At 65.1% G+C, this 19,606-nt stretch carries 17 protein-coding genes; 9 read left to right on the forward strand and 8 right to left on the reverse strand.

Annotation, left to right across the window (positions count from 1 at the left end; translation table 11 throughout):
* Positions 1-48: 48 nt before the first annotated feature.
* Entirely contained in the window at positions 49-2,733 is a 2,685-nt protein-coding gene (acnA, locus tag BKY26_RS00015; protein ID WP_071688347.1) for an aconitate hydratase AcnA, read from the reverse strand.
* Positions 2,734-2,939: 206 nt separating this feature from the next.
* On the opposite strand from acnA, the gene ccmA reads away from it, so the two are divergent.
* The 7 genes from ccmA (at position 2,940) to BKY26_RS00050 (ending at position 10,918) form a co-directional block, all read left to right on the forward strand.
* Complete coding sequence (gene ccmA / locus BKY26_RS00020; RefSeq protein ID WP_071688348.1) at positions 2,940-3,575, forward strand: heme ABC exporter ATP-binding protein CcmA; 636 nt, start codon at positions 2,940-2,942, stop codon at positions 3,573-3,575.
* The gene (gene ccmB, locus BKY26_RS00025; protein ID WP_071688349.1) at positions 3,572-4,228 is read left to right on the forward strand and encodes a heme exporter protein CcmB; all 657 of its coding nucleotides are present in this window, start codon (positions 3,572-3,574) and stop codon (positions 4,226-4,228) included. Before ccmA ends, ccmB begins: the two co-directional genes overlap by 4 nt.
* 56 nt (positions 4,229-4,284) lie before the next feature.
* Complete coding sequence (locus BKY26_RS00030) at positions 4,285-5,013, forward strand: heme ABC transporter permease (protein WP_071688350.1); 729 nt, start codon at positions 4,285-4,287, stop codon at positions 5,011-5,013.
* Positions 5,013-5,168: a heme exporter protein CcmD gene (gene ccmD, locus BKY26_RS00035; RefSeq protein ID WP_321184859.1), complete on the forward strand. Its 156-nt coding sequence runs from the start codon at positions 5,013-5,015 to the stop codon at positions 5,166-5,168. Before BKY26_RS00030 ends, ccmD begins: the two co-directional genes overlap by 1 nt.
* Positions 5,165-5,743, forward strand: a complete 579-nt coding sequence (locus BKY26_RS00040; protein WP_071688351.1) for a DsbE family thiol:disulfide interchange protein — start codon at positions 5,165-5,167, stop codon at positions 5,741-5,743. Before ccmD ends, BKY26_RS00040 begins: the two co-directional genes overlap by 4 nt.
* Before the next feature lie 229 nt (positions 5,744-5,972).
* Positions 5,973-7,265: an O-acetylhomoserine aminocarboxypropyltransferase/cysteine synthase family protein gene (locus BKY26_RS00045; protein ID WP_071688352.1), complete on the forward strand. Its 1,293-nt coding sequence runs from the start codon at positions 5,973-5,975 to the stop codon at positions 7,263-7,265.
* Between the two features lie 362 nt (positions 7,266-7,627).
* The gene (locus BKY26_RS00050; protein ID WP_071688353.1) at positions 7,628-10,918 is read left to right on the forward strand and encodes a hypothetical protein; all 3,291 of its coding nucleotides are present in this window, start codon (positions 7,628-7,630) and stop codon (positions 10,916-10,918) included.
* Positions 10,919-10,930: 12 nt separating this feature from the next.
* Here BKY26_RS00050 and mgtE read toward each other — a convergent pair whose 3' ends face one another.
* Positions 10,931-12,319 (reverse strand): magnesium transporter, encoded by a 1,389-nt coding sequence (gene mgtE / locus BKY26_RS00055; RefSeq protein ID WP_071688354.1) that lies wholly within the window; start codon positions 12,317-12,319, stop codon positions 10,931-10,933.
* Positions 12,320-12,413: 94 nt separating this feature from the next.
* On the opposite strand from mgtE, the gene guaD reads away from it, so the two are divergent.
* Positions 12,414-13,694, forward strand: a complete 1,281-nt coding sequence (gene guaD, locus BKY26_RS00060; RefSeq protein WP_071688355.1) for a guanine deaminase — start codon at positions 12,414-12,416, stop codon at positions 13,692-13,694.
* 30 nt (positions 13,695-13,724) lie between these two features.
* On the opposite strand, the gene BKY26_RS00065 is transcribed toward guaD, so the two are convergent.
* The 4 genes from BKY26_RS00065 to BKY26_RS00080 all read right to left on the reverse strand — a co-directional run bounded on the left by BKY26_RS00065 (position 13,725) and on the right by BKY26_RS00080 (position 16,948).
* A complete protein-coding gene (locus tag BKY26_RS00065; protein WP_083431253.1) occupies positions 13,725-14,204 on the reverse strand; it encodes a CAP domain-containing protein in 480 nt (159 codons plus the stop codon).
* 38 nt (positions 14,205-14,242) lie between these two features.
* On the reverse strand, positions 14,243-15,574 hold the full coding sequence (locus BKY26_RS00070; RefSeq protein WP_071688356.1) for an 8-oxoguanine deaminase: 1,332 nt from the start codon (positions 15,572-15,574) through the stop codon (positions 14,243-14,245).
* 126 nt (positions 15,575-15,700) lie between these two features.
* The gene (hisN, locus tag BKY26_RS00075) at positions 15,701-16,513 is read right to left on the reverse strand and encodes a histidinol-phosphatase (protein ID WP_083431254.1); all 813 of its coding nucleotides are present in this window, start codon (positions 16,511-16,513) and stop codon (positions 15,701-15,703) included.
* 69 nt (positions 16,514-16,582) lie between these two features.
* Positions 16,583-16,948 carry a helix-turn-helix domain-containing protein gene (locus BKY26_RS00080; RefSeq protein WP_071688357.1) on the reverse strand — a complete coding sequence of 122 codons (366 nt, stop codon included), beginning with the start codon at positions 16,946-16,948 and terminating at the stop codon, positions 16,583-16,585.
* A gap of 211 nt (positions 16,949-17,159) precedes the next feature.
* Between BKY26_RS00080 and BKY26_RS00085 the strand changes: the two genes are divergently transcribed.
* Positions 17,160-18,119 (forward strand): NADPH:quinone oxidoreductase family protein, encoded by a 960-nt coding sequence (locus BKY26_RS00085; RefSeq protein WP_071688358.1) that lies wholly within the window; start codon positions 17,160-17,162, stop codon positions 18,117-18,119.
* On the opposite strand, the gene BKY26_RS00090 is transcribed toward BKY26_RS00085, so the two are convergent.
* Both BKY26_RS00090 and BKY26_RS00095 read right to left on the reverse strand, forming a co-directional pair.
* On the reverse strand, positions 18,120-18,524 hold the full coding sequence (locus tag BKY26_RS00090) for a universal stress protein (RefSeq protein WP_071688359.1): 405 nt from the start codon (positions 18,522-18,524) through the stop codon (positions 18,120-18,122).
* A gap of 16 nt (positions 18,525-18,540) precedes the next feature.
* The gene (locus tag BKY26_RS00095; protein WP_071688360.1) at positions 18,541-19,563 is read right to left on the reverse strand and encodes an Ldh family oxidoreductase; all 1,023 of its coding nucleotides are present in this window, start codon (positions 19,561-19,563) and stop codon (positions 18,541-18,543) included.
* Positions 19,564-19,606: the final 43 nt, after the last annotated feature.

Consider the following 19,606-nt stretch of genomic DNA (forward strand, 5'->3'; position numbering starts at 1 on the left):
TTCGGGATGTTGAAAGGCAAGGTGGGCAAACTGCCCACCCTACGGGAGTTACGACTTCGCCAGATTGCGCAGCACGTAGTGCAGGACGCCGCCATGTTCGATGTATTCGATCTCGATCGCGGTATCGATCCGGCATTTCAGCAGGATGTTCTTCACCGTGCCATCGGCCATGGTGATCGCGCAGGGCACTTCTTGCAGCGGCTGGATGGTGTCCAGACCCGAGATCGCCACCGTTTCCTCACCAGTCAGGCCGAGCGATTTGCGGGTGTCGCCGCCGGTGAACTCGAAGGGGATCACGCCCATGCCGACGAGGTTGGAGCGGTGAATACGCTCGAAGCTTTCGGCGATCACGGCCTTGACGCCGAGCAGAGCGGTGCCCTTGGCGGCCCAGTCACGGCTTGATCCCGCGCCGTACTGTTCACCCCCGAAGACCACCAGCGGCGTGCCTGCCTCCTGATAGGCCATCGACGCGTCGAAGATCGAGGTCTGCTGACCATCGGGGCCCTTGGTGTAGCCGCCTTCGACCCCGTCCAGCATCTCGTTCTTGATGCGGATATTGGCGAAGGTGCCGCGCATCATGACCTCGTGGTTGCCGCGGCGCGAGCCGTAGGAGTTGAACTCGCGCACCGGAACCTGACGCTCGATCAGGTACTGACCGGCGGGGGTGGTCTCCTTGAACGATCCTGCCGGGCTGATGTGGTCGGTGGTGATCATGTCGCCCAGAAGGGCCAGAACCTTGGCGCCCTCGATATTCGAGATGGTGCCGGGTTCCTTGGACATGCCCTGGAAATAGGGCGGGTTCTGGATATAGGTCGAAGACGCGGGCCAGTCATAGGTCTCGGCCTCGGTCACTTCCACGCCCTGCCACTTCTCATCGCCCTTGAAGACGTCGGCATATTTCTCCTGAAACGCCTCGCGGGTGACGGTCTGGGCGACCAGATCGGCAACCTCCTTGGCCGTCGGCCAGATGTCTTTCAGGTAGACATCCTTGCCTTCCGGTGTCTGGGCGATCGGGTCGGTCGCAAGGTTGATATCCATGGTCCCGGCCAAAGCGTAGGCCACAACCAGCGGCGGCGAGGCCAGGTAGTTGGCACGCACGTCGGGGCTGATGCGGCCCTCGAAGTTGCGGTTGCCCGACAGGACCGATGTTGCCACCAGATCGCCCTCGGCAATCGCCTTGGACAGTTCCGGCTGGATCGGGCCGGAGTTGCCGATACAGGTGGTGCAGCCGTAGCCCACGAGGTTGAAGCCGACCTTGTCCAGGTCTTCCTGCAGGCCAGCGGCCTCCAGATAGGCGGACACGACCTGCGAGCCCGGCGCCAGCGAGGTTTTCACCCAGGGCTTGCGATCAAGGCCAAGGGCCGCCGCCTTGCGGGCCACGAGACCCGCGCCGATCATCACATAGGGGTTCGAGGTGTTGGTGCAGGAGGTGATTGACGCGATCACGACCTTGCCCGATTCCATCGTGTAGTCTTCGCCCTCGACGGGTACCTCCTTGCCCATGGGGCGCTTGAAGGTCTCGGCCATTTCCTTGGCGAAGGCGGCTTTCGCCTCGGTCAGCGCCACGTAATCCTGCGGGCGCTTGGGGCCGGAGATGGCGGGCACGATGGAGCCCATGTCGAGATGCAGCGTGTCGGTGTAGACAGGCGCATAATCCGCGCCACGCCAGAAGCCGTTTTCCTTGGCATAGGCCTCGACCAGCGCGATCCGGTCCTCGTCACGACCGGTGGTGCGCAGGTAGCGCAGCGTCTCGTCGTCGATCGGGAAGAAGCCACAGGTCGCGCCGTATTCGGGGGCCATGTTGGCGATGGTCGCGCGGTCGGCAAGCGGCAGGTGATCCAGACCCGCGCCGTAGAATTCGACGAACTTGCCGACTACACCCTTGGCGCGCAGCATTTCGACGACTTTCAGCACAAGGTCGGTGCCGGTGGTGCCTTCGACCATCTCGCCGGTCAGCTCGAACCCGATCACTTCGGGGATCAGCATGGAAATCGGCTGCCCCAGCATCGCGGCCTCGGCCTCGATCCCGCCGACACCCCAGCCCAGAACGGCCGCGCCGTTGACCATGGTGGTGTGGCTGTCGGTGCCGACGAGCGTGTCTGGGTAGGCCACGGTTTCGCCGTTCTGGTCCGTGTCGGTCCAGACGGTCTGGGCCAGATATTCCAGGTTCACCTGGTGGCAGATGCCTGTGCCCGGCGGCACAACGCGGAAGTTGTTGAAGGCGTTCTGACCCCATTTCAGGAAGGTATACCGCTCCATATTCCGCTCATATTCGCGGTCCACATTCATCTGGAAGGCGCGCGGGTTGCCGAAATAGTCGATCATGACCGAGTGGTCGATGACCAGATCGACGGGGGCCAGCGGGTTGATCTTCTGCGGGTCACCGCCAAGCGCCTTGATGCCGTCTCGCATCGCGGCCAGGTCGACCACGGCGGGCACGCCGGTGAAATCCTGCATCAGAACGCGGGCGGGGCGATAGGCCAGTTCCCGGTCGCCCTTGCCACCATTGTCGGCCCAATCGGAAAACGCCTTGATGTCGTCCACCGAGACGGTCTTGCCATCCTCATAGCGGAGCATGTTTTCCAGCACCACTTTCAGCGCGGCGGGCAGTTTGGAGAATGTGCCAAGCCCGGCGGCCTCGGCGGCGGGGATGGAGTAATAGGCAATGGACTGATCGCCGACCGTAAGCGTTTTGCGGGTCTTTGCGGTGTCCTGACCGACAGTGATGGGCATGGAGAGCCTCCCTCGTTCCAGACGATGTGGGTACGTGCTGGCCCGGGCTATGCCAGCATAACAGGAGTCGTTCAAGGGGGGTGCGGCGATTTTGTATGCCGTTGCATACCTAAATGCGCGCTTTTTTCCCGCCCCCTGCCCCATGCGCCGATTTGGACCCGTCGCGGCGCTTCCCCACCGGTCCGGTTTCGGCTAGGGCTGAGGGCATGAGTCTGAGCGTCCATTCCCTGTCCTGCGCCCGTGGCGGCATTCAGGTGCTGACCGGTGTCGGCTTTGCCGTCGCGCCGGGCGAGGCCCTGATCCTGCGCGGTCCCAACGGCGCGGGCAAGACGACGCTGTTGCGCACCCTCGCCGGGCTGACCCCGCCGCTGGAGGGCCGCATCGACGCGCCGGATGACGGGATCGCCTATGCGGGCCATGCCGACGGGCTTAAGGCGCAATTGTCGGTGGCCGAAAACCTGCGTTTCTGGGCCGGGGTGTTCGGTGCCACCGGCATCGAGGCGGCGGTGGAGGCCTTCGATCTGGGTGAGCTTCTGGACCGGCGCGCGGGGAACCTGTCTGCGGGGCAAAAACGGCGCCTCTCGCTGGCGCGGCTGCTGGTCACCGGGCGGCCCGTGTGGTGCCTTGATGAACCTACGGTGTCGCTCGATGTGGACAACGTCGCCCGCTTCGCCCGCGCGGTCGAAACCCATCTGTCAAACGGCGGCAGCGCCATCATCGCCACCCATATCGACCTCGGCCTGCCAACCGCCCGCAGCCTCGACATCACGCCCTTCACCCGTCGCAACCAGCCCGTCACGGTGGATGAAGCCGACCCGTTCCTGTCGGAGGGCGCGCTGTGATCGGACTTCTTATACGAGATCTTCGGCTTGCGATCCGCGCGGGCGGCGGGTTTGGCCTTGGCCTCGCCTTCTTCCTCATTGTCATCGTCCTGATGCCCTTCGGCATCGGCCCCGAAACCGGCATGATCACCCGCATCGCACCCGGCATCCTTTGGATCGGCGCGCTGCTGGCCTGCCTTCTGTCGCTCGACCGGATCTTCGCGCTGGATTGGGAGGACGGGTCGCTGGAACTCCTTGCGACCTCGCCCCTGCCGCTGGAGGCCGTCGCGGGCATCAAGGCGCTGGCCCACTGGATCACCACCGGCCTGCCGCTGGTTGCCGCCGCGCCGGTGCTGGCGATCCTGCTGAACCTGCCGCCCGAAGGGTTTCCCTGGCTCATCGCCTCGCTGGCGCTTGGGACCCCCGCCCTGTCGGCCATCGGCACCTTCGGCGCGGCGCTGACCGTGGGTCTGAAACGCGGCGGACTTCTTCTATCCCTTCTTGTATTGCCGCTTTATGTGCCGACCCTCTTGTTCGGGGCCGAAGCCGCCCGCCGGGGGGCCGAAGGCATGGATGCGTTGACACCCCTTGCCTTGCTGGCTGGAATCACCTTTTTGACCGCCGCCGCCATGCCTTTTGCCGCCGCTGCCGCCCTCCGCGTCAATCTGCGCTAGGGGCGCGGCAACCGAACCCATTGTTAGCGCAACAATCGCACCGTAAGTTCCGCCCCATGTCGATCTGGGAATATGCAAATCCTCGCAAATTCATGGCCACCTCGGGCGCGCTGCTGCCCTGGGTGTCTGTCATTGCGGCCATTCTGGTCGTGGGTGGCCTGATCTGGGGCTTCTTCTTCACCCCCGACGATTTCCGCCAGGGATCGACCGTCAAGATCATCTATATCCATGTGCCCGCTGCGATCATGGGGTCGAGCGCGTGGTTCATGATGCTGGTGACCTCGCTTATCTGGCTCATTCGCCGCCACCATGTCAGCGCATTGGCCGCCAAGGCCGCAGCGCCCGTGGGCATGGTCTTCACCCTTATCGGGTTGATCACCGGGGCGATCTGGGGCCAGCCGATGTGGGGCACCTGGTGGGAATGGGACCCGCGCCTTACGGCGTTCCTGATCCTCTTCCTGTTCTACCTGGGCTACATGGCGCTGTGGGAAGCGGTGGAAAACCCCGATGCGGCCGCCGATCTGACCAGCGTGCTGTGCCTTGTCGGCACGGTCTTTGCCGTGATCTCCCGCTATGCGCTTCTGTTCTGGAACCAGGGGCTTCATCAGGGCGCATCGCTTTCGATGGACGCCGAGGAGAACGTGGCCGATGTCTTCGCCTATCCGCTCTGGACCTGCATCATCGGCTTCGTGTTCCTCTTTGTGGCACTGGTGCTCTACCGCACCAGAACCGAAATCCGCGCCCGCCGCCTGCGCGCGCTCATTCAGCGCGAAAGGATGGCCTGATGCCTGATCTGGGTCGCTACGCCACCGAGGTTCTCTCCGCCTATGCCGGGACGCTGGTGCTGCTGGCGCTGCTGATCGCGGCCTCGGTCTGGAAGGCCCGCAAGGTCCTGCGCCAGCTGCGCGAGGCCGAAAACCGCAGGGATAGCTCCGCATGAAATTCAACTGGCTTATGGTGCTGCCGCTGGTCCTGACCCTCGGCTTTTTCGGGGTGGCCGCCACGCAGCTGATGAACAATCAGGACGATCAGGCGCAGGGGGTGAACACCGACTCGCTGCCCTCGACCCGCGAAGGCAACCCGGCCCCGCCGCTGGACCTCGGCCCGCTGGCCCAGTTCGAGGGACTGTCGGACGAAGACCTGCGTGGCAACGGGCTGATCATCCTGAATTTCTGGGCCAGCTGGTGCCCCCCCTGCCGGGCCGAACACCCGACGCTGACCGCGCTGGCCGAGGCAGGAAACCCGCTTTTTGGCATCAACTACCGCGATCAGCCCTCGCAGGCACTGTCCTTCCTCGAAGACCTCGGCAACCCTTATGATCGGATCGGCGCCGACCCCGAGGCCCGGAACGGTCGTGACTGGGGCGTTGTGGCGATGCCCGAGACCTTCTTCATCAATGACGAAGGCGTTGTCGTCCTGCATTTCCGCGGCCCAATCGTCCAACGCAGCCTTCGCAACCAGGTGATTCCGGCCCTCGCCGAGGCGGGATATGAGCTGGTGCTGCCATCAGAGTAGCGCGGAAAAGGCGTTTCGAAACGCCTTTTTTAAGGGCTTTCGAAAGCCCCTGGACCGCGCGGACCTCAAGCTTGGGAATATCGTCCTGCTTATCGCGTTGATCGAGGACGCCCGATCTCGGATTTCGCGCGCCTTGATGACATCCGTTCTTCACCTCACCTGAGTGGTTGTTCGCCCCTTTCCCTTCGCCTAATGATTGCGGGATTTCTGCTTTTGGGAGGTTTCACCAATGTCCGACGGCCCCAGCTACGGCTTCGATACGCTTCAGATCCACGCAGGCGCCCGGCCCGATCCGGCCACAGGCGCGCGGCAGACGCCGATCTACCAGACCACGGCCTATGTCTTCCGCGATGCGGAACATGCCGCGGCGCTCTTCAACCTGCAGGAAGTGGGCTACATCTATTCCCGCCTGACGAACCCGACCGTCGCCGTTCTGCAGGAACGTATCGCGACGCTGGAGGGCGGCGTTGGCGCGGTGTGTTGCTCATCCGGCCACGCGGCGCAGATCATGGCGCTTTTCCCGCTGATGCAGCCCGGTTGCAACGTGGTGGCCTCGACCCGGCTCTATGGCGGCACCGTCACCCAGTTCAGCCAGACCATCAAACGCTTCGGCTGGTCCGCGAAATTCGTCGATTTCGACGATCTGGACGCGGTGCGCGATGCGATTGACGACAACACCCGCGCGGTCTTCGGTGAATCCATCGCCAATCCCGGCGGCTACATCACCGATATCCGCGCCATTGCCGATGTGGCCGATGCCGCCGGTGTGCCGCTGATCATCGACAACACCTCGGCCACGCCCTACCTGTGCAACCCGATTTCGCTCGGGGCGACACTGGTCGTGCATTCGACCACCAAATATCTGACCGGCAACGGCACCGTCACCGGTGGCTGCATCGTCGACTCGGGCCAGTTCGACTGGTCCGCCTCCGACAAGTTCCCGTCGCTGTCGCAGCCCGAGCCCGCCTATCACGGGCTGAAATTCGCCGAGACTTTCGGGCCGCTGGCCTTCACCTTCCATTCCATCGCCATCGGGTTGCGCGATCTTGGGATGACCATGAACCCGCAGGCGGCACATTACACGCTGATGGGGATCGAAACCCTGTCCCTGCGCATGGAACGCCACGTGGAAAACGCGATGACCGTCGCCACCTGGCTGGAGAACGATCCGCGCGTCGACTACGTGACCTATGCGGGTCTGGAGTCTTCGCCCTATTCGGCGCGCATTCCGGCGGTCTGCCCCAAGGGGGCGGGCGCGCTGTTCACCTTTGCGGTGAAGGGCGGCTACGAGGCCTGCGTGAAGCTGGTCGACAGCCTGGAGATTTTCAGCCATGTGGCCAATCTGGGCGACACCCGGTCTCTGATCATCCATTCGGCCTCGACCACGCACCGGCAGCTGACGCCGGAGCAGCAGGAAGCCGCAGGGGCCGCGCCCAATGTGGTGCGCGTGTCGATCGGAATCGAGAATGCCGAGGATCTGATCGCCGATCTGGATCAGGCGCTGGCCAAGGCGACGGCCTGAGCGGCGAGGGTGAAGGGGGCTCTGCCCCCGTCGCCTTGCGGCGACTCCCCCGAGGTATTTTTGCCAAGATGAAAGAGAGGGCGCGCGCGTTAAGGTTAACGGTGCGCCCTTTACTTTTCGTAAACCGGAGTAACGGGTGGTTGTGGCCTCTCCAAACGGGCGGAATGTCCGGATTTTCGGGGCAGGTGAGCCTATCTGTTAACTTTCCTTTGATCTTATGCGTGAACAGCTTAGGATGAATTCCGCCCACCCGCCCATGGCGCGCGGGCATCGGGTTTTGCTTGCGCACGTTCTGCGATACAGAGCGAGGGTTAGGCAGGGGGCCCGGTTTTCATTGCGGCCCCGATCTTCAGAGGACCTGAATGGCACCAAATTTCGCGCTGTTCCTTTCGCCCGAGGGCATTGCCCTGGCGCATCGTCAGCCCGGAGGCCACTGGGCCGTTCTGGGCGATACCGCTTTGGATGTACCCGATCTGGGGGCGTCCCTTCTGGTCCTGCGCAAACTGGCCGAGCAGCGCGCAGGCAAGGATTTCGAAACGCTTCTGATCCTGCCCGATGATCAGATCCTCTATACCTCGCTGACCGCCCCCGGCCCGGATGAGGAGGACCGGCTGGATCAGATCCGCGCCGGGCTTGACGGGCTGACGCCCTACCCTGTCGACGATCTCGTTTTCGACTGGTTCCCGCTGGAGGATGGCCGCGTCAAGCTGGCCGTCGTCGCCAAGGAAACGCTGGAAGAGGCCCGTGAATTCGCGACCGGTCACGGATTCGCGCCTGCGGGCTTCGGCGCGCGGCCGCTGGACAACCGCTATCGCGGCGTGGCGCATTTCGACCGTTCGATCGACTGGACCGCCGATATCGCCGATATCGAGTTCGGTCATGATACCTGGCACAGCCCCCGCAAGGCTGCGGACGCGTCGGAAGAGCCCGCCGACACGGAGATTTCGCCGGACGCGGGGTCGGAAGATCCCGCCACCGCAGCCCCCCAGAACGATGAGAGCGCTGAGGCCGACACGGCAGCAGCCCCTGTTGCGCCCGACGCGGACGCCGCGCCCGTTATCCCGGACCCTGGTGAAGAGCCTCCCGAGGGTGCGGCCTCCCCTGATGTTCCGAATGACGACCGGCAAGCGGCCGGGCCGGAACAGCCCGAGACACCCGATGTTTCCGGGTCTCTTGCTGAACCGGCGCAGCCCACGCCGCTGGAACTGGAAAGCGAAGCCGCCGCGGAAGAGGACAGCGTGCCTGCCAGCGCCCCGCCCGGAGATGATGAGACCTCCGGCAGCGACCCGGCCCCGGACGTGGACCCATCCTCGACGGCGGAAGCGTTGCAGATGCCAGCCGGGTTCGGATCGCGGCGCAAACATGCCGAGCCGGAGGCGGCGGGCAGTCTGGTTCGGACCCGCAAGTCGCGCTTTGGCCCCGGGGCGGAGACGGCTGCCGATGCAGCCACCGCCAAGGAACCCGCCCTACCGCGTGAGCGCAGGGACGAAGCCGAAGGGAAGACGGAACCGGTGTTCGGCCGGGCTGCGCGCAAGGCTGGCAGACAGACGGAGGCCGCGACGCCCGGCGCTGCGGACGATGCGAAACAGGCCCCGGCGCGCCCCCCCCGCGCAGGACCGGAGCCGCAATTGCCGCCTCTGGCACGACTGAAGTCGCAGATTGCCTCCCGCACCCCCGATGACGCGCCCGCCCCCGGCCATAATCCCTTTGCCGGACCGCCACCGAGCCTGCGCGGCGACAAGACCTCGCTGAAGGACCGGATGGCCGGGATCGGGCGCCAGTTGACCGAAGGCACGGGGAAGGCGCGGGATGCGGCCTCGGGGTTGACCGGTCGCCTGTCCGGCGGACGTTCGTCCATTGGCAACCGGCTCCGCGCACTTGGCAAGGGCGAGGCGGAAGATGCTGCACCGCTTGCGCCCACGGCGGACGAGGCGGCAGCCGCGCCGACGCCGCAGACCAAGCCCGACACCAAGACTGATCTGGCGCCCCCCGCAGCGGATCCGAAACCCCGCAAGGGTCTGGGCAAGTTTGGCCGAAAGAAGAAACCGGAGCCCGCCGCCGCGGCGCAGACCATGGCCGCGACCGACACGATTGCGCCGCCGCCGCCCGAAGACACGCCGCGCCGTCGCTTTTCGCCGCCCAAACGCAATCGGAATGCCCCGAAGATTGCCGATGCCGATGCCCCGATCATGGGCGGCCTGCTGGCGCGTGGCTCGGTGGCCACAGGCCGCAACGGGCCCTCGGTCAAGACCGGGCTGATCCTGACGCTGATCCTGCTGGCGGTTCTGGGGCTGGTGGGAATCTGGGCGGCGTTTTACCTGCCGGAAACCGCGCTTGGCCGCTGGATGGGCATGGGCAGCGAAGATGAAATCATCATCGCCGATACTGAACCCGAGGTGCTGGACACACCGCTGCTGGCGACGCCCTCGCCCTCTGCCGAAGATGCGCCCGAGGTTATGGCAAGCCTGACGCCGGAGGACGCCCCCGCCCCGCCGGTCACCGCCCCTGCCGCGCCAGAGCTTTTGCCCGATATCGATGCCGAGGATCTCGATCTTGGCCCGGCGCCCGTTGCCTCTCCGGTGATCGACCCCGAAACCGTGCTGCCCTCGGAAGAGGAGAACGCAAATTTCTATGCCCGCACCGGCATCTGGCAACGTCCTCCGGTCATCACCCTGCCCGATCCTGAACCCGTGCTGGAAGAACTGATCTTCGCGGGGCTGGATCCGGCGGTGGCCGCCCATGACGCCTATGCGCTGCCGGTGCCCGATTTCCGGCCATCGCGCGACATGCCCACGGCCCCCGCCGATTCCGGCCTGTCCGGGCCGCTTCTGGCGCTTGACCGCGATACCATGGTGGCCCCGACGCCCGAAGGCGCCATGACCCCCTATGGCATTCTCGTCTACGCCGGCAGCCCCCCTGTCAGCGCCGTGCCGCGCCCCCGTGATGCGCCGGAAGTTCTGGCCGCCGCCGCTGCGGAATCGGTGGCCGCGCTGGAGGACGCCACCGAGCCCGACCCAGAGGATGCGGACACCATCCCGCCCGGTGCGGTCGATACCGCCCTGCTGGAGGCGTTCCGCCCCGAAGCCCGCCCCGATGACCTTCAGGAACAGCGTGAACGTGCGGTTCTTGGCGGCATCACCTTCGACGAACTGGCCGCCATCCGGCCAGAGAGCCGTCCCCTGTCGCTTCAGGAAGAGGCCGCCGCAGCGGCAGAAGAAGCGGCAGCGGACGCCTCTCCCGGCGATCTGGCTTCGGCCAGCGAGCTTGCGGTGGCCGTGTCCTTCCTGCCCAATCAGCGGCCCGCCAATATCGACACGCTGGTTGAACAGGCGCGCGCGGCTGGCAATAGTGGCCCGGCCCCACCGGTGGCCGCCAGCATTTCGGACACGATCGAGCCCGACATCCCCAGTTCCGCCTCGGTCACCCGCGCGGCGGCAGAGGATGGCAGCATCAACCTGCGCAATCTCAACCTCATCGGCATCAGCGGCGCATCCGGGTCGCGCCGGGCGCTGGTGCGCCTGCCCTCTGGTCGTTTCGTGACCGTGGAAGTGGGGGACAGGCTGGATGGCGGTCAGGTCGCCGCGATTGGCGAAAGCTCTTTGCAATATGTGAAGCGTGGGCGGACAATCACGTTACAGGTGCCCGCCGGGTGATCCGAAAGGGGGCTACAGCAAAACCGCCGCCGCCAGCCCCAGAAACGCGAAGAACCCAACCACATCGGTCACGGTCGTCACGAAAGCGCCAGAGGCCAGGGCCGGATCGATATCCAGCTTGTCGAGCGCCACCGGGATCAGGATGCCCGCCAGCCCCGCGATCACCAGGTTGATCACCATGGCGACCGCGATCACCCCGCCAAGCGCCGCCGATCCGAACCAGAACAGCCCAACAGCCCCCATGACCACGGCGAAGATCACCCCGTTGATCAGGCCCACCCCGGCCTCTCTCATCACAACGCGCATCAGGTTCGACCCGGTCAGGTCGCGTGTTGCGATGGCGCGCACCGCAACCGTCAGGCTCTGCGTACCCGCGTTGCCACCCATCGAGGCCACAATGGGCATCAGCACCGCCAGCGCCACGAATTGCGCAATCGTGTCTTCGAACTGCGCAATGACCAGCGAGGCAAAGATCGCCGTGATCAGGTTGACGAACAGCCAGGGAAAGCGCTGACGGGTCGTTTCAAACACGCGGTCCGACAGGCTGCCCTCACCGACACCGGCCAGACGCAGGATGTCCTCCTCGGCCTCGTCTTCCAGCACGATCATGGCATCATCAATGGTGATGACCCCGACCAGCCGCCCGTCGTCGTCAACCACCGGCGCGGAAATCAGGTGATACTGGTTGAACGCATAGGCCACATCGGCCTCCGGCTGGCTGACCGGGATCAGCACGAAGGTGTCCTCGATGATTTCGCGCAGCGCCACCTTGCGTTGTGTCGACAAAAGCCGCCCGAGGGTCACGTTGCCCACGGGTTTCATGCGCGGATCGACGAGGATCAGGTGGTAGAACTGTTCCGGCAGCTCCGTCGTTTCGGCGCGCAGGAAGTCGATCGCTTCGCCCACGGTCCAGAATTCCGGCACCCGCACGACCTCGCGCTGCATCAGGCGGCCTGCGGAATATTCCGGGTAGGTCAACGCCTCTTCGACCGCGGCCCGGTCGGCATCGTCCAGCGCACCCAGAATCGCCGCCTGCTGGTCCGCGTCTTCAAGGTCTTCCAGCAGGTCGACGACGTCGTCGCTTTCCATGTCCCGCACGGCTTCGGCCAGAAGCGGTGCGGGCAGCAGGTCGATCACATCCTCTCGGATGCCTTCATCCAGTTCCGACAGGACCTCGCCGTCGATCCCCTCGCTCCAGAACAGAAGCAGCGCTTCCCGTTCCGAATGGGACATCTGTTCCAGAAGGTCGGCGATGTCGGCGGGGTGCAGCGGCTCAAAGAGCGCGGCGATCCGGTCCGGGTCCTGGGCCTCTATCGCATCCAGAACATCGTCATAGAGGGAGGCATCCAACGCATAGGCGTCCTCCGGCAGGTCCGATTTCTGGAGTTCGTCCTTCGCCATTCGCCCCCGCCTTGAAAGTCTTTAACGCTTTTTCGGATAACATACCCCTGCGCCCTTGGATATGACAGGGACCGGGCCGGGAAAAGGACAGATTATGACAGACACACTCCTTCTTGGGCAGCTTCTGCGGTTTGACGCCGATCCTTTCGTGGCCGGGGTGGACACCGCCCGCCATGACAGCCGCGGCGCGGTGCTGATCCGGGATGGCAAGATCGCCGATCTGGGTCAGGCCGACGACCTGCGTGCCGCGCATCCCGGCGCTGATGTCGTGGATCACGGACAGGGGCTGATCCTGCCCGGTTTCGTCGATGCCCATGCGCATTACCCGCAGACCGCGATGATCGCCTCCTGGGGCAAGCGGCTGATCGACTGGCTGAACACCTATACCTTCCCCGAGGAAATGCGCTTTGCCGATCCTGCCTATGCGGCCGAGATCGCGGCGCGCTATTTCGACCTGACCCTGTCGAACGGCACCACCACCGTTGCCAGCTACTGCACCATCCATCCCGAAAGCGTGGACGCCTACTTTGGCGAGGCTCAGGCCCGTGGCCTGCGGGCGCTGGCGGGCAAGACCTGTATGGACCGCAACGCACCCGAAGGTCTGCGCGATACGGCGCAGGCGGCCTATGATGACAGCAAGGCCCTACTGAAAAAATGGCATGGTGTGGACCGGTTGGGCTACATCATCACGCCCCGTTTCTCACCCACCTCGACGCCCGATCAACTGTCCGCCCTTGGCGCGCTATGGGCGGAACACCCCGAATGCCTGATGCAGACCCATCTGAGCGAGCAGACCGATGAAATCGAATGGGTCAAAGGGCTCTACCCCGAGGCGCGCGACTACCTCGACACCTACGAGGCGCACGGGCTGCTTGGGGCGGGCGGGCTTTATGGCCACGCGATCCATCTGGAGCCGCGGGAGATCGACCGGTTGAAGGAGGTCGGCGCGGCACTGATCCACTGCCCGACCTCGAACACCTTCATCGGCTCGGGGCTCTTTGATATGGGGCTTGCTGGCGGTCCGATCCGCGTGGGTCTGGCGACGGATACCGGTGGCGGGTCGAGCTTCTCGATGCTGCGCACCATGGCTGCCGCCTATGAAATCGGCCAGTTGCGCGGACGTGCCCTGCATCCGGCTGAGCTGATCTGGCTGGCCACCGAGGGCTCCGCCCGCGCATTGCGGATCGACGAAAAGGTCGGTCGCGTGGCCGTGGGGATGGAGGCCGATCTGGTGGTGCTGGACCTCGCCTCGACCCCCGCCATCGCGCAGCGATCGGCGCGGGCGGAGACGATCTGGGAGGCGCTCTTCCCCACCATCATGATGGGCGATGACCGCGCGATTGCAGAGGTACGGGTGGCGGGCCGCAAGGTCTGAGCGGCCCGTTTTTGAAGGTCTTGCTGTGGCCTAGCAGGGCCGTGCCAGCACCATCACCCAATGATCGCCCGCCCTGGCAAAGCCGACCTGTTCGGCGCGCGGGTGCAGGATATTGGCGCGGTGGCCCGAGGAAGCCATCCAGTCGCCCATGACAGCCGCCTCGCTGGTTTGACCCATGGCGATGTTTTCCGCTGACAGGCAGGCATCAAAACCCGCCGCCGTGATGCGGGCGTGCACATTGGACCCGTTCGATCCACGATGCCCGAAGAACCCGCCCTGCATCTGGTCCTGTGCATGGATGAAGGCCGCGCGATCCAGCTGCTGCGAGCGGCTGACAGGGGGAAGCCCGGCAGAGCTGCGCTGTTGGTTCAACATGGTGACAACACCCCCGTGGGAGCCAAGCGGCGCACTGACCGGAACCGCCCGCGTCGCGGAAGGTGCGGTGGTGCTGCCCATGCAGCCCGCTGTCATAAGGGCCGCCGCCAAAAGGGAGACAATCTGAAAACGCATGGTCACTATCCTGTTCCGCCCCCACGGCTATCACAGACTCACATCGCAAGGGCCAAGGCAAGCTTGCGCTGCTTTTCGATAAGAACAGGTAAATCCACGCTCAAAAGTGTTCCCTTTGAGACGATTTTGCGACCTTCCACGAAAAGGTCTCGGGTTTTCATCGGACCTGCCAGCAGGATCGCGGCCATGTCCCAACTGCCCGCCGCTTCAACGCCGGTCATGTCCCAGATCGCGATATCGGCGCGTTTGCCGACAGCGATCTGGCCGCAATCGGGCCGCCCCAGCACCTCGGCCCCGCCCCGTGTGGCAATGTGCAAGGCTTCCCGCGCGCTCATCGCATCAGCCCCTTGCGAGACCCGTTGCAGCAGCATCGCCTGACGGGCCTCTGCGACCAGATTGCCCGAATCGTTCGACGCCGAACCATCGACGCCAAGCCCCACTTTCACACCGGCGTCGCGCATCCTGCGCAGCGGTGCGATGCCCGACCCGAGCCGACAGTTGGAACAGGGACAATGGGCCACGCCGGTTCCCGTTTTCGCAAACAGTTCAAACTCTTGCCCGTCGAGCTTCACGCAATGGGCATGCCAGACATCATCCCCCGTCCAGCCCAGATCCTCGGCATATTGGCCGGGTCTGCAGCCGAATCTTTCAAGGCTGTAAGCAATATCTTCATCATTTTCGGCCAGATGGGTGTGCAACATCACCCCCTTGTCGCGGGCCAGCAGTGCCGCATCCCGCATCAGCTCACGACTGACAGAGAAAGGAGAACAGGGCGCGATCCCGACCCGGCACATGGACCCTTCTGCCGGATCATGGAAGGCGTCAACGACACGGATACAATCCTCCAGAATGGCACTTTCGCGCTCCACCAGGCTGTCAGGCGGCAGACCGCCATCGCTTTCCCCGATGCTCATCGCGCCTCGGGTCGGGTGAAACCGCATCCCGATCTCGGCCGCAGCCGCGATGGTGTCATCCAGCCGCGCGCCATTGGGATAAAGGTAGAGATGGTCAGAGGTCAGCGTGCAGCCCGACAGCGCCAGTTCCGCCAAGCCGGTCTGGGCAGAGACGAACATCTCCTCCGGTCCAAACCGCGCCCAGATCGGGTAGAGCGTCTGCAGCCAGCCAAACAGCAACGCATCCTGCGCGGCGGGCACGGCGCGGGTCAGGTTTTGATACAGGTGATGATGGGTGTTCACAAGGCCGGGGGTGACGAGGCAGTGCTCGGCATGGTGGATCTCTCCACCCTCCAGCCCATGGCCGATCTCGGCAACGACGCCACCCCGAATACGGATATCCGCGCCCTCAAGTTCGGTGCCTGCATCATCCATGGTCAGGATACGGGATGCGGATTTGATGATGATTTCTGTCATGTCAGCCCTCAAGGTTCCGAAGCCCGTTTCGGTGAGAGGATCAGGGCGGGCCGACAGAAGACGGGCAAAGGACTCGGGACACCGCGCGCGGCCAGACTAGATCGGCGGCGGCATCTGCCTCAAGCCTTAGTCACCCTGAAGCAGTTTCAGGGCCGCGCCATGCAGTGCAGCGCTGGAGGCTGCCAGAACCTGCCCGCCCTCATGCACAGGACCGCCCTGCCAATCGGTGACGATGCCGCCCGCCGCCTCGATCACCGCGATCGGCGCGGAAATATCATAGGCGTTCAGTCCCGCCTCGATCACCAGATCCACCTGCCCCGCCGCCAGCAGCGCATAGGCATAGCAATCCATGCCATAGCGGGTGAGCCGCACCCGGTCGCGGACCCGTTCGAAAGCCAGCCGCTCGGCCTCGGTCCCGACCTCGGGGAAGGTGGTGAACAGGGTCGCCTGCGCCAGCGACCCGGAGGGTCGCGCCCCGAGCGGCACGGTTCCGTGGGGGCCGGTCAGCATGGCCCGCCCAAGACCCCCCTCGAACCGTTCACCGATATAAGGCTGGTCGATGAGGCCGTAGATCGGCCCGTCCCTATCCTGCAAGCCGATCAGAACGCCCCAGGTGGGCGTGCCGGAGATGAAACCGCGCGTGCCGTCGATCGGGTCGAGCACCCAGGTCAGGCCGCTTTGCCCCTCCGTCACCCCGTGTTCTTCGCCAAGGATCGCATCCTCGGGCCGACGTTCCGCCAGCACCGCGCGCATGGCGGTCTCGGCATCGCGGTCGGCAATGGTCACGGGGTCAAAGCCACCGTCCAGCTTGTTTTCCGCCGACAATCCCGCGGCGCGAAAATGCGGCAGGGTCACCGCGCGGGCGGCATCCGCCAGTGCGCAGCCCGTGGCCACAAGCTCGGCGGCGAGGTCAGGGGAAATCGTGGAACGGGTCAGCATGGGCGGGCCTTTCGGACAGAACGCTCCCGCCCCGGTTGGCACGGGGCGCGCGCCCCGTCAAGCCAAGGCTCAGGCAGCGGCACCCGACAGCACGCGGGCCAGTTCGAACAGCTGGCGGCGCTGGTTTTCCGGAATCGCGTAGTAGGAGCGCACCAGTTCCTGCGCTTCCTTGTCGGCCAGCACGTCGCCGGGCAGGGCTGTGCCCGCATCGACGCCACCTTCGAGCCCCTCGAAGAAGAAGCTGACAGGCACCTCCAGCGCGGCGGCGATTTCCCACATGCGGGACGCGCTGACACGGTTCATCCCGGTCTCGTATTTCTGGATCTGCTGGAACTTGATGCCGACCCGCTCGGCCAGTTGCTGTTGCGTCATCCCCACCATCCAGCGGCGGTGGCGCACACGTTTGCCAACATGGATATCTACCGGGTGTTTCATGGCTGTCTCCTGTCGCAGCGGCTGGCGGGTCCTGCACTCTGGCAGGCTTCTGGATTTAGATAGGGTTGCACGGTCGGATGTCACGTCGCCCGATGTACTTGTCACGCACAATAAAATCCTTCGCGACGGAATGCATTAGGACGCATTGTCCCGGTTGCATCGCGGCGCAGGGGCGCTAGCTTGCGTTGAATTTCCCGCAGGAGGATCCGCTATGCGCGCCTTTCGACTGAGCAGTTTCGACACCGCCCCCGCCGTGGAGGATATCGACACCCCCACCCCGAGACAGGGTGAAGCCCTGGTGCGGATCGCGGCCTGCGGGCTCAATTTCGCGGATCTGCTAATGCTGAAGGGAAGCTATCAGGACACGCCGGAGCTGCCCTTCACCATGGGGATGGAAATCGCGGGCACGGTCGAGGCACTTGGTCCCGACACGGACGGCCCCGCCCCCGGCACGCGCGTCGCGGTCTTTGCGGGCCAGGGCGGGCTGGCAGAGGCCGGGTGCTTTCCGGTTGACCGGATGACACCCATTCCCGATGTGATGTCGTTCGAGGCGGCGGCGGGGTTTCTCGTGGCCTATGGCACCTCGCACCTGGCGCTTGGGCACCGGGCACGGTTGCAGAAGGGCGAGAGGCTGCTGGTTCTGGGCGCGGCAGGGGGCGTCGGGTTGACGGCCGTTGAAATCGGCGCGCGGATGGGGGCAGAGGTCATTGCCTGTGCGCGCGGAGCGGCCAAGCTGGAGGTGGCCAAGGCCGCCGGGGCCACGCATCTGATTGACAGCGAAACGCAGGATATTCGCGCCGAGGTGAAGGCGCTTGGTGGCGCGGATGTGGTCTATGACGCCGTGGGCGGCGATCAGTTCAAGGCAGCCCTGCGCGCGACCAACCCCGGCGGGCGGCTCATTCCCATCGGCTTTGCCAGCGGCGAGGTGCCCCAGATCCCGGCCAACATCCTGCTGGTCAAGAATCTCGACGTGATCGGGCTTTACTGGGGCGGCTACCTGACATTCGCACCCGAGGTGCTGACCGGCAGCCTTGCGGAACTCTTCGCCATGTATGAGGCGGGTGGTCTCAAGCCCCATATCGGGGCGACCTACACGCTTGATCAGGCCGCAGACGCCCTGGCGCTGCTCAAGTCGCGCAAGTCCACGGGCAAGGTCGTCGTCACGCCCTGATCAGCGCAGCACATGCACGGCGCAGGGCGCGTGGCGCACGATCCGGGCCGAGGTGGAGCCGAGCAGGTAATCCCCGATGCCGGGCTTGTGCGAGCCGACGATGATCAGGTCTGCACCCTCTTTCGCGGCGTAATCCGTCACGTCGCGGCCCGAGTGGCCTTTGATGATCACCGGCGTCACGTCATCTGCATCGCCGATGCGTTCGGCCAGACCGGCGCGCACCTTATCCAGCGCCTGCCGGACAACCTCATCCGGCACGTAAGCCCGGACCGATCCGTGCAGCTGTTCGAACACGTGCAGCGCGATGATCTCGCCGCCCTCGTCCTTCAGCTTGCGGGCAAGCTCCAGCGCCGTGGGGCCAAAGCCCTGGTCGAGTGCCAGTGAGACGATGATCTTCTTGTACATGGGGTTTCTCCCTTTCCTAGGCCTGGGCCGCCGGGCGATCGGCCAGTTCATGCGCGATGGCAAGATAATGGTCGGGCACGGCCAGCCCGTCCAGTTGGGCCGCCCGCAGCTGCTTCAGCCGCCTCTCGCCGGGCAGGCGTGTGCCGTCTTCATCTGTTACCAGCGACAGAAGTGATTCCAGCCGCGCGGCAAAATCATGTGCAGGGCTGTCTGGCCGCAGGATCAGCAGGAATTGCCCGACGCCGGGGGGCGGGCCATCGGCGGTGAAAAAGGATCCGGCCTCGGCGCTGAAAGCAGCACTTGTCAGAACCGTGGACAGGATCTCGACCATCAGCGCCAGAGCGGTGCCCTTGGCCCCGCCAATGGGCATCATGGAGCCTTGCAGCGCCGCCTCCGGGTTGGTCGTTGGCTGGCCATCGGCATCGAGCGCCCACCCTTCCGGGATCGGCTGGCCCGTCTTGCGGGCATGCATGACCTTGCCGCGCGCCACTTGCGACAGCGACAGGTCGATGACCAGCGGTTCGGTGCCATCACGAGGGGTTGCGAAGGCAATGGGGTTGGTGCCATAGACCGGCGCCGACCCGCCCCATGGCGCAATCGCCTTGGGCGTGTTGGCCATCATGAGGCCAATGAAACCCGCCCGTGCGATGCGGTCCACCTGCACCGACAGCGCGCCCGCGTGATGCGAGCGGGTGATGGCCACCGAGGCCATGCCAAGCTCGTCCGCCACCCGCAGCCCCTCGGCGATGCCAAGATCAAGCGCGGGGAAGGCGAAGCCGTGATCAGCGTCGACGGCCAGCTGTGTTGGCGAAAGCGTGTGGACGCGGGGAACGGCCCCGGCATTGACCTTACCCGACCGGGCCTGCGCCACGTAATCAGCAAGCCGGGAAAACCCGTGCCCCACCTGCCCTTCCGCCTCGGCCGCGACAAGCGCCGAGGCAACAGATTGCGCCGCGTCTGAGGAAAGGCCACAGGCACGAAAGGCGCGAAACAGAAGGTCTGTCGCATCGGCCATGCCGATACGGGTGGTCTGGGTCATCGCTCGGGGTCCGTGATCTGGTGCCGGGCGGCAGGAGGATCCG

Source organism: Nioella sediminis, assembly GCF_001879695.1.
In the GTDB taxonomy this organism is placed as follows: Bacteria; Pseudomonadota; Alphaproteobacteria; order Rhodobacterales; family Rhodobacteraceae; genus Nioella; species Nioella sediminis.